The organism is Bradyrhizobium sp. CCBAU 45384 (assembly GCF_028128665.1).
Lineage (GTDB): Bacteria > Pseudomonadota > Alphaproteobacteria > Rhizobiales > Xanthobacteraceae > Bradyrhizobium > Bradyrhizobium manausense.
The window spans coordinates 554,212-563,623 of sequence record NZ_LBIZ01000118.1; the positions used below are offsets into that span (position 1 = coordinate 554,212).

Genomic DNA, 9,412 nt, shown 5'->3' on the forward strand with positions numbered 1-9,412 from the left:
GTTTGTAATATCAGGCGGCTTTCTTCTTCTTGAACTTGTAGCGCTCGTTCCTTATCGCGCGGTACATCGGCTCGGCGTCGCGAAGGCTCTTGTCGCGCTTGATGGCTTCCTTTGTCCATCTCACGCACCATGCCGTCCACGCGTACGACATCTCCCGCTTGCGCCGCATCTGCGGGTCGCTGCTGTAGAATTGGCTGGTGACGTTGTCGGGCTCGGTCCCTTCCAGGTGGTCGAGAATGACGCCGGCCTCGCCAGGCTTGAAGCCAAGATCGCGCTCGCCATAGGTCGCGAAGGCGTACCTGACGTCGTGCGGCGACCACGTCACGCCAGGGATCGCGGCGAGCCAATCGTTGAACAGGCCGGATTCGGCGTGTCCGACGTCGGTGCGAGACGACGTGCCGGCGGGGAACAGCCAGTTCGTGTCGTCGGCGTTCGCAAGCTGCTCGAGGCGCTTGGCGGCGGTGGCCGCGAAGCCTACGCAAGGCACGGCATGGCAGCGCTCTCCCCGGGCCGTCCCGCTCTTCCTGAAATAGGGCGGGATGCTCCAGAGCACCTCTCCGTCGGACTGATCGTGGAAATTCTCGCTGTTGATGCCGACGATGGTGCGCCGACGCTGCGCGGTGCCGATCAGCAGCTCAAGTCCCAGTCCGATGCGGGGAGGGAGGCACCCCAGGCGGGCGACGGCGAGCACGCGACCGATCTCGATCGCCGGCGGAGCATCACCGATCCACGCCGCCGGATCGTCTGGGGCGAGCTTCGTCGCCGGCTGCGGAACCTTGGTCGGCTCTCCCTTCTCCTTTCGCGTCCGGTCCGGCGCCTTCAGGCCGGTCATGACGCCCTCTGCCACGGAGGTTTGATCCTGGCGGGCGGCCTCGGCGAGCCAATTCCACATTCGACGGATCACCCTCACCATGCCCTCGGCCATCACCTCCTTCTGCCGCCTGTGGACCGCGGCGATTGCGGCGGCCATCTCGTTGCGCGTGATCGTATTGACGAAGCGACCGGCGAACAGGTCAAGCTCCGCGGCCTGCAGCTTGCCCTTGTAGTCCCGGTGGGTGTCGGGTCGACGGGCCCGCTTCACGTCGGCCAGGAATTCCAGCTTCGCCTTCTCCCACGACCAGCTGACCTTTGGCCGGGCCGCCTCGACGCGAAGCTGGGTCTCCATCGAGACGCCGGAGGCCAGAGCGGAGAGGAATGTCGCCGGGTTGTGCCCCTTGCGGCACATGGTGGCGACCTGGTTGGCGAGGGAGCGCGCGCCGTCGACGGAAAGGCCCCCCACGTCGTCGGATCCCTCGACCGCGGGCCCGAGGTCGTATCGCGTCCGCTTGCCGTGTAGCGCCGTCCTCATCGACCATCTCACGCTGCGCGGCCTGACCCGCAGCTCGAGGCCGGCGACACGGCCGTCGGTGATGTCGCGGCTGATGCCCTTATTCTGGTCTGAGAACGCCTTCGTTATGGTCTTTTGCGTGATGATGTCGGCCACTGCTACCCCCTCGCCCCCGCCGGAAATTGGGGGCGATCCGGGGGCAAAGTCGCGAAATGGCGCCAACGAGTCAACGAAGGCCCGCCGGTGTTCAGCGGCCGCGCGATTCAGGGTTAATTCCTTGAGATATCGGAAACATTCTTGAGAGCTTAGCTTCCCACTAATCCTTCGGCGAGGAGCTGATTTCCGGTAGACCCGCAGACTCTTAATCAGCGGGTCCCAGGTTCGAGCCCTGGTGCGCCCACCACAAGACTTCAATAGTTTACGAAGCGGCTTCCAACGTTTGAGCCCACGATCTTGCCCGGGTCACGCGTGGGTCACGCAGATGCGCAACCGATACCCTTGCGCAATAAGCCGGCCGCTCTTTCTGTGAAGCCAAGGATTCGATTACTTTCCGGTCGGAGCTGGAAAAGGTGGGAGCACTGGTCTGAGCCCGGGAATCATAATCCTGGGGTCGGGGGTTCGAGTCCCTCCCCCGCTACCAACGATCCCCCCGACATAGCCATGTTCGGAAACAGGGCCGGATTGCCGCATAGCGCAGCAAGGCGGCCCTTGATGTCGATCCGGACAGTCCGATCATCTTCGGTATTTGCCTTGGTTCCGGCCCCGCCCGGTCGGCTCGGGCTGGCGTGCACGATAATCGCCGTCACCAGTTCGCGGATTGTTGCGAACTCCATCGGTGTACCGCGCTTCAAGTGATCGGATAATTCCACAACGGCGCGCTTGTAGCGGTCGAGCGCCTTGGGGTGCAGGGCGATGACGTTGTCGCTTTCCTTGGCGCTGTCGAGCCCGGCCGTGACCTTGGCCTTTTCGGCCTCAAGCTCCTGCATCCGGCCGACGAACTGCTCTGGCGGCATGCCCGTGATGACAATGCAGTCAACAATCCGCTTCATCTCGCGCCCGATCTCGCCGAGCCGCCGTTCCAGCCGGGCGCGTTCGGTAGTCGCCTCTTTCTTGAGCCGCTTGCGCTCGGCGTTGTAGGCATCGACAAATTCGGTGATCACGGCGGGATGGGCGAGGTGTTGACGCAGTCCCTTGATCGCCAGCGCCTCGATGTCGTTGAGATAGATGCGTCGGCCGTTGTCGCACGATCCGCTCTCCCGGTACGCCGAACATTGTAATCGCAAGCCCTTGCGGTCACTGCCGACGGAACACATCCCCCCGCCGCACGAGCCGCAGCGGATCAATCCGGAGAACACCCGCTTCGGCGCGCGCGCCTTCTGCGCTGTTGCTGGCGTCGCATCGCGGCGGCGCTCGATCTTGATGAGTTGCGCGGTCTTGAACGTGTCGTCGTCGACAATGCGCAAGTGCGGCACCTCGACAATCTTGTACTGCTCTCTCGGATTGGGCCGCGACAGGCGCTTGCCGGTCGTCGGGTCCTTCACCATCCTGACCTTGTTCCAGACGATGCGACCGGCATAGAGATCGTTGAGGAGCATGCCGCCGCCGCGCGCGACGTGGCCGTTGATGGTCGAGCCATTCCAGAGCCTGCCGCGAGGCGGGCGCACACTGCGCTTGTTGAGGTCGTGCGCGATTTGGCGCGGCGTTTTACCGGCGATGTAATCCGCGAAAATTTGGCGAACGATCTCGGCCTCTTCCTCTACGATCTCCAACTCACCGGGCTTGTCCTTAACAGCGCGGTAGCCGTACGCGCGCCCTCCAGCGTGCCGCCGGTCGCGCAAGACACCTTCAAGACCGCGCCGGGTATGCACTCGCAGGTTTTCAATGAACTGCTCGCTCATGAGCGCGCGCAAGGCACCGTCAATCGTACCGACCTTGCCGCTCGCGGTGTGCAGGGTAATGCCGAGAAAGTCGAGCCGCTTGCGGGCGTTATGATAGTCGGCTTGATCGCGGAAAATGCGATCCATATCCTCAGCAACAACTACATCAAACAAACTGTTCTCGGCCGCCTGCATCAGGGCTTGAAAGCCGGGGCGGTTGACGGCGGCCGAGCCGGATATCGCGCGGTCCTCGAACGTCGAGATCACGGCCATGCCCTCGCGTGCGCAAAGATCGCGACAGAGTGCAATCTGATCGTCGATAGAGCGATCCTTCTGGCGGTCGGATGAGAAGCGGGCGTAAATGGCAGCGCGGATCATGTGTCTTCGCTCCTCGCAACTTGGGCTGCTTGGCGGGCCGCGATCTCAGCCTCATGATCCTCACGCGCGAGCCGTTTGGCAAGCTCCCGCACATAGCGAAGAACGGCCTCGTCGGGCTGACACGATGGTATTATAGGATTCTTGGCCTCGTCAGACGTAACCGCGGCTGGCGCCCGCAACAGGCGCTCTGGCGTCAACGGCTGAGGCTGATCTTGCTTGTGCTTCACCGGAGGTCTCAGGCAACTGCGGCAGGCGGCTGCACAAGCGGGTTATGGTAAGTTCTGTGCCGCCTTGCTCTTGGCTGCAAATTGACGCAGCATCGCTACCCTGTGAAGGAAAACCGGTGGCGCTCTTTCGTGCTGCCGAATAGCGTTTCAATGTGCCGCCAGCCCGCATGACCAAGCACAGGCCGTCCCCGAACAAGACAGAAGGGCGTGAGCAGCAGCAATTCGAGAAGCTGCTAGCCGCTATGGGTATCAGCGAGGATGAACCATTAAGTCGCTATACATTGGCACTGGATCTTGAACCGATTAAAAACGACTACGCGCGCGCGGTCGCAGTGTCGGGTCGACAACCAGATCGCAAGCAGGTGCACCGCTATCGGACTGCTATCAAGAAGTTGCTGGAACGTCATGCAGCAATCGGGCCTGACTTCTTTCGTCACGAAATTGAAAAGGCAGGTTGGTCCCGGCGCAACCCCGATGCGGATGACAGCACGCTGCACGCGCTGATGGCGGAACACGGTCGCGAGCGGGACCATGAGGTTGCTGTGTTAACGGCGCACGGATTGGATATCGACCACTGGCTCAAGATCAGTGGCGACCATTACAGGAAGCGCGTCGTGCGAAAACTTGTGGTAGAACCGTTTCTGCGACTAATGGCCGAGCGCGGGATCACTACCAGTCGTAAGCAGCGCCCGCGCAAACGGATATTTGATGCGCTCTTCGACTGGATTGGGATCCAAAAGAAGTTCCGGCTTACCGATGCTGGTATCAACGCAATTGCCAGAGACTTAGAAGGCAGCGCCAGCGCACCTAAAATCAAACGCTAAACGGCGGACAAAAAACTGGCCGCCGCTTTTCCTGTGCTTTGGCGCGACTCAGCCTCAGAATGAAAAAACCGTCGCATCAAAGCGCGGCGGCAAACGGCTGATACACGTAGCCGCGATCAACCATATCTCAACCCAAGCAAAACCCCTAGGGCCTCGCTACAGGCCGCTAGGGGAGCGGATGCTTGTGACCTCTGGAAAGGTACACACATGATCAATAGCACAGATACCGATATCAACGCAAAATGTCCCTTCGAGCAGTACGCAGAATTCCTCGCCACTTACGCTGGCTCCAACGTTTATGAGCCGGACGAATGGCGCCCGTCGCCGGGCACGCCCGCTGCTATCGCGCTCGGTTACGCGATGCGCGACTGGAACACCGTCCCGATCCCGTTCCGGCAGAAGGCGCCCACCGAGAGCGAGTGGCAGCACCGCGTCATCACCGGCAGCAAGGTCGAGCGCTTCTTCGGCGACAAGTCGCAGAACATCGGTGTGCAGCTCGGCCGGAAGTCGGGCGGCTTGACTGATGTCGATCTCGATTGCCAGGAGGCCATCACGATTGCGCCCGCGCTGTTGCCGAAGACACCCGCGCGCTTCGGTCGCTCCTCGAAGCGCGACAGCCATTACTTGTACAACACCTCGCTCGCGTCGAAGCTCGACCAAGCTGCATTGCAATTCAAGGATCCGATCAGCAAGGGCATGCTGCTGGAGATCCGTATCGGCGGCGGCGACATGGGCGCGCAAACTGTGTTCCCCGGTTCAGTTCACGAGAGTGGTGAGCTGATCAAGTGGGAGCAGGAGGGCGAGCCCGCGCAGGCTGAAGACGACGACCTGTTGCGGCGCGGCAAACTGCTGGCCGCGCTCAGCTTGCTCGCTCGCCATTGGCCGTCGAGCGGCGGCCGTCACGACGCGGCCCTGACCATCGGCGGCGTACTGGCCCGGTGCGGCTTCGACTCGCCGCACATCAAGCTGTACGCGGAGTGGATTGCGCGCGCGGCTAACGACGAAGAATGGCGTGATCGCGTTCGTGCCGCGCAAGATGCTGCGATTGCTCATCAGAAGGGCCAACGCGCGCGCGGTTATCCCGCGTTGAAGGAGCTGTTCGGTGAGAAGATCGCGGAAAGAATTTCCGAATGGCTCGACTACAACGATGTGCGCGATGATGGCCCTGGTGTGGGCGCCGATGCCGCGCACATCGGAGAAGAGCGCGACGGCGGCGACAAGCCAGTCATCTTCTTGACGCCGCACGCGAAGCCGGCCATCGCTCAGACGGCGGAGGAAATTCTGCTGAACAGCGATGTCCCGTTGTATCAGCGCGGCGGCACGCTGGTTCGTCCGATCATCGAGGAAGCGGATGCGTCACGTGGTCGTCGGACCAAGGTCGCGCGCCTCATTGAAATCAAGCCCATCTATCTGCGCAACGAACTCGACAAGGTCGCTGTGTGGGTGAAGTACGATGCGCGCTCGAAGAAGAATGTGCGGACTGGTGCTCCAGCTGATATCGCGCATGTTATTTTGAGCCAGCTCGGCCACTGGACGTTTCTGAGTATTGCTGGTGTGATCACCACTCCGACTATGCGCCCTGATGGCTCGCTGCTGCTGACCCCTGGCTACGACGAGGCGACACGTCTTCTGCTGATGGCGCCGCCGCCGATGCCGCCGATCCCTGAGCATCCCACCCGCGACGACGCCATCGCCGCGCTGGAGCTGTTGTTGGACTTAAGCTCTGAGTTCCCGTTCGTGGGTAACGTTGACCGCTCGGTTGCCCTTAGCGGCCTGATAACGCCGGTCGTCCGGGGCGCCTTCCCTGTCGCGCCTATGCACGTCGCCCTTGCTCCTGTGGCAGGAACCGGCAAGAGCTTTCTGTGGGATAATTCAGCGGCAATCTCCATTGGCAAGCCGATGCCGGTGATGTCAGCGGCGCAGACTGAAGAAGAGCTGGAAAAGCGGCTAGTGGCAGCGGCGCTTGCTGGACAACCGTTGTTGTCCATCGACAACGTCTCCGGCGATCTGCGTTCCGATCTCCTTTGCCAGTTGATCGAGCGACAGATCGTCGATGTGCGAATTCTCGGCAAGAGCGAACGTGTCAGCGTCGAGACGCGCGGCCTCACGATCTTCGGCACTGGCAACAACGTTGCGATCTATGGTGACCTGACGCGCCGTACTCTCATTACCTGTCTTGATTCGGAAATGGAACGTCCTGAGACCCGGCGCTTCAGCAAGAACCCGGTCGAAATGGTACTTGCGGATCGCGGCAAGTACGTCGCTGCGTGCCTGATCATCTGTCGCGCGTATAAGGCGGCTGGCTCGCCGAACAAGGCGCCTCCGTTGGCTTCCTTCGAAGGGTGGTCGGATACGGTGCGCTCGCCGCTGATATGGTTGGGCCAAGCAGATCCCGTCGAGTCATTCGAAACAGCACGGGCCGAAGACCCGGATCGTGTCTTGCTCCTGACCATGATGCTCGCTTGGAAGGAAGCGATTGGATTTGGCGTTCGTCGCACGCTGGCCCAGGTGATCACGCTGGCCGACTACTCGCAGTCCGGCAGCTTTGAGAACCCCGAGTTGCGCGATGCGCTGGTGACCGCTTCGGGCAAGAGGTCCGGCCAGGATGTCGATGCCGCCGGTCTCGGCGTGTGGCTCCGCGGGCGGAAGGGGCGTGTCGTTGAAGGCATGCGCTTCGTCAACGAGAAGACCAAGGGGCACGCCGCCCAGTGGTGGCTTGAGGAGGTGGGTCGCAAATGAGCGAGGCTACCATGGCTACCATTCGCTACGGTCCTGCGCGCTGAGATCAGAAACTGTCAGAGGGGGGTAGGACGACAAATCTGAAATGAGGAGCCCAGATGGGTAGCAGATCGTAGCCATGGTAGCGCGGCGCGATCAGTTCCCGCCCATCTGGGTCCTTCCTGACCACCCGGCAATGCGGGTCGCACCCGCGCGCTAGGGGTAACTAGGGCCAGCATTTTCTAAGGGGGTTACACAGCAGTGTCCACGATCTCCGAGGTCTGTAGATGGTGCGGCATCAGTCGGCCGACGTTCTACCGCGCGCTTAATCGGGGCGTCGTGACGGTGAAGCCGCGCGGCCGCTATGACATTCAGGAGGTCGCTCGCGCGCTGATCAAGGATGGTCAGGCCATCAAGGGCGGTCACGGTGATTATGCGTCCAAGCTCGCCTTATCCCAGGCCCGTGCGGCGCTGGCACGCGAGCAGACGGCTGCACTGCGGATGAAGAACGCCGTCACGCGTCGTGAATATGCGCCGCTATCGGCCGTCCAGCGACAGGTAGAGATCATCTTCGCGACGTTCCGCGAGCGCGTCTTGTCGATCCCTGGCAAGCTCGCGGCCGTCTGTGAGATGCGCTCCCGTGCCGAGGTCGAGTTGGTTCTGCGGGACGAATGCTGGGAGGCGCTGGAAGAGGTCGAACAGGCCCATTTCCGACACACGTGGGCGAGGCAGTGACGAACGTCGACAAGCGAGAACTTGCCATGACTGATGATCAGAACACGCTCGCCACCGAGCTTGAGCGCATTGCCGACGGCGCGCGGCGCCTCGCTGATCGGGTGCGGCAACGCGAAAACGAAGGCAGCGTGATAGCCCGTATCCTACGCGGTGAGCTGCTGAACCTGGATCAGGCAGCCGATGTTGCCGAGTGCTCTGATGAAAAACTCCGCAAGCACTGCGAGCTGAGTGCCGAAACGAGCCGCCCGCTTGGCATCAAGTTCGCGGGCCGGTGGATGGTCGGTAAACTGGAACTGCTCGACGATCTTGAGCAGGGCAAGATCGACCGTCGCCATGGCCCGGATGTGCGCCAGCGCGCCGAGGAGCGGGCGCGAAAATATGAAGGATGGGCGCGGCCGCAGGAGGCATTCAACGTGTTGGAGCGTTCGGCGAGCTAGGTCTGCTTCCTGGGTCAATGCGGAATTGTTTTGATCGATCAGAGCATTACCGCTTGTGGACTCGAAGCGGACCACAGCTTGGCGTCGAAATAGGATCACGCGATCCAATACACACTGCGGTGCTTCACGTCATCGTCCCCGGTATGAAGCAGCGAACGCTTACACCCGTGGGGCCGTACAGAGGCCAGACGAGAGTTACGTTAGCTCTGTTCGGCTCGTCGATGACGGCCGCGTCGGGAACGTAAACCCACTCGGTTTCCACGTTCGTCGCGCCGGCCATCGCGAGCCTGAAGCCCCAAGGCGTTGTTGGCACGCGGACACGGTAGTGGCTGCCGGTAATCTCCCAATCTACCTCGGACAAATGCATCGCTTCGCTACCGTCACAGCACCGATCTCCCCTTCGGTCACGAAGCCTTTCAAACCACTCCGATAGATCGGGTCGATTGTGATCGTGCGCGAGCACGGCGCCGGTCCATGCCATCAGCGCGAGGGCAAACAGATAACGGAACATCGACGTTAATCCATCATCCGATAACAAATCGGCCCAAGTTAAGGGAGGAGCTGCGACCTCGTATGGATGAATTTCGCAGCCCCTGGCAAACGGCATACGTAAACATCCGGAGGATCACTCAGCGGCACACGGCGCCTGCCGAGCCAAGCCTCGTCGAGCCCACGGTGGCTAATTTTCAGCCACGGAGGCCTTGTTAACCTGTTCACCATGGGTCGGGAAAAACTTGCAAAGGTTCATCGAAATCGCGCTTCGATGAAGGGTCGCCATTGAATTTCTCGCGCATCGCGATTTTCTGCGGCGCGCTGCTCGTGGTGATAGCGATTACGGGCATCTAGTTCATGTGGCGGACTTGTCCTCGTCATCATGCCATGTCGCCTG

Annotated in this window: 7 protein-coding genes and 1 tRNA gene; 5 read left to right on the plus strand and 3 right to left on the minus strand. The window is 61.5% G+C overall.

Annotated features, from left to right (window positions below; all coding sequences use genetic code 11):
- Window positions 1-10: 10 nt before the first annotated feature.
- Window positions 11-1,483, minus strand: coding sequence for an integrase arm-type DNA-binding domain-containing protein (locus XH80_RS36435; RefSeq protein ID WP_271602776.1), 1,473 nt, complete (start codon window positions 1,481-1,483; stop codon window positions 11-13).
- Window positions 1,484-1,895: 412 nt separating this feature from the next.
- Between XH80_RS36435 and XH80_RS36440 the strand changes: the two genes are divergently transcribed.
- Window positions 1,896-1,967 (plus strand) — tRNA-Met (locus tag XH80_RS36440).
- On the opposite strand, the gene XH80_RS36445 is transcribed toward XH80_RS36440, so the two are convergent.
- Window positions 1,924-3,582 carry a recombinase family protein gene (locus tag XH80_RS36445; RefSeq protein ID WP_271602798.1) on the minus strand — a complete coding sequence of 553 codons (1,659 nt, stop codon included), beginning with the start codon at window positions 3,580-3,582 and terminating at the stop codon, window positions 1,924-1,926. The genes XH80_RS36440 and XH80_RS36445 overlap by 44 nt on opposite strands.
- A 394-nt stretch (window positions 3,583-3,976) precedes the next feature.
- Here XH80_RS36445 and XH80_RS36450 point away from each other — a divergent pair, with 394 nt between their 5' ends.
- The 4 genes from XH80_RS36450 to XH80_RS36465 all read left to right on the plus strand — a co-directional run bounded on the left by XH80_RS36450 (window position 3,977) and on the right by XH80_RS36465 (window position 8,523).
- Window positions 3,977-4,633 (plus strand): hypothetical protein, encoded by a 657-nt coding sequence (locus XH80_RS36450; RefSeq protein ID WP_271602777.1) that lies wholly within the window; start codon window positions 3,977-3,979, stop codon window positions 4,631-4,633.
- A gap of 207 nt (window positions 4,634-4,840) precedes the next feature.
- Complete coding sequence (locus XH80_RS36455; RefSeq protein WP_271602778.1) at window positions 4,841-7,372, plus strand: bifunctional DNA primase/polymerase; 2,532 nt, start codon at window positions 4,841-4,843, stop codon at window positions 7,370-7,372.
- A gap of 240 nt (window positions 7,373-7,612) precedes the next feature.
- Complete coding sequence (locus XH80_RS36460; protein ID WP_271602779.1) at window positions 7,613-8,086, plus strand: hypothetical protein; 474 nt, start codon at window positions 7,613-7,615, stop codon at window positions 8,084-8,086.
- The gene (locus XH80_RS36465) at window positions 8,083-8,523 is read left to right on the plus strand and encodes a hypothetical protein (RefSeq protein WP_271602780.1); all 441 of its coding nucleotides are present in this window, start codon (window positions 8,083-8,085) and stop codon (window positions 8,521-8,523) included. Before XH80_RS36460 ends, XH80_RS36465 begins: the two co-directional genes overlap by 4 nt.
- 124 nt (window positions 8,524-8,647) lie before the next feature.
- On the opposite strand, the gene XH80_RS36470 is transcribed toward XH80_RS36465, so the two are convergent.
- Entirely contained in the window at window positions 8,648-9,034 is a 387-nt protein-coding gene (locus tag XH80_RS36470) for a hypothetical protein (RefSeq protein WP_271602781.1), read from the minus strand.
- Window positions 9,035-9,412: the final 378 nt, after the last annotated feature.

Excerpts from the sequence above, each read along its gene's own strand:
- XH80_RS36450 (WP_271602777.1), top strand. The coding sequence starts at position 3,977 with ATGACCAAGCACAGGCCGTCCCCGAACAAGACAGAAGGGCGTGAGCAG.
- XH80_RS36470 (WP_271602781.1), bottom strand. The coding sequence starts at position 9,034 with ATGTTCCGTTATCTGTTTGCCCTCGCGCTGATGGCATGGACCGGCGCC.
- XH80_RS36455 (WP_271602778.1), top strand. The coding sequence starts at position 4,841 with ATGATCAATAGCACAGATACCGATATCAACGCAAAATGTCCCTTCGAG.
- XH80_RS36445 (WP_271602798.1), bottom strand. The coding sequence starts at position 3,582 with ATGATCCGCGCTGCCATTTACGCCCGCTTCTCATCCGACCGCCAGAAG.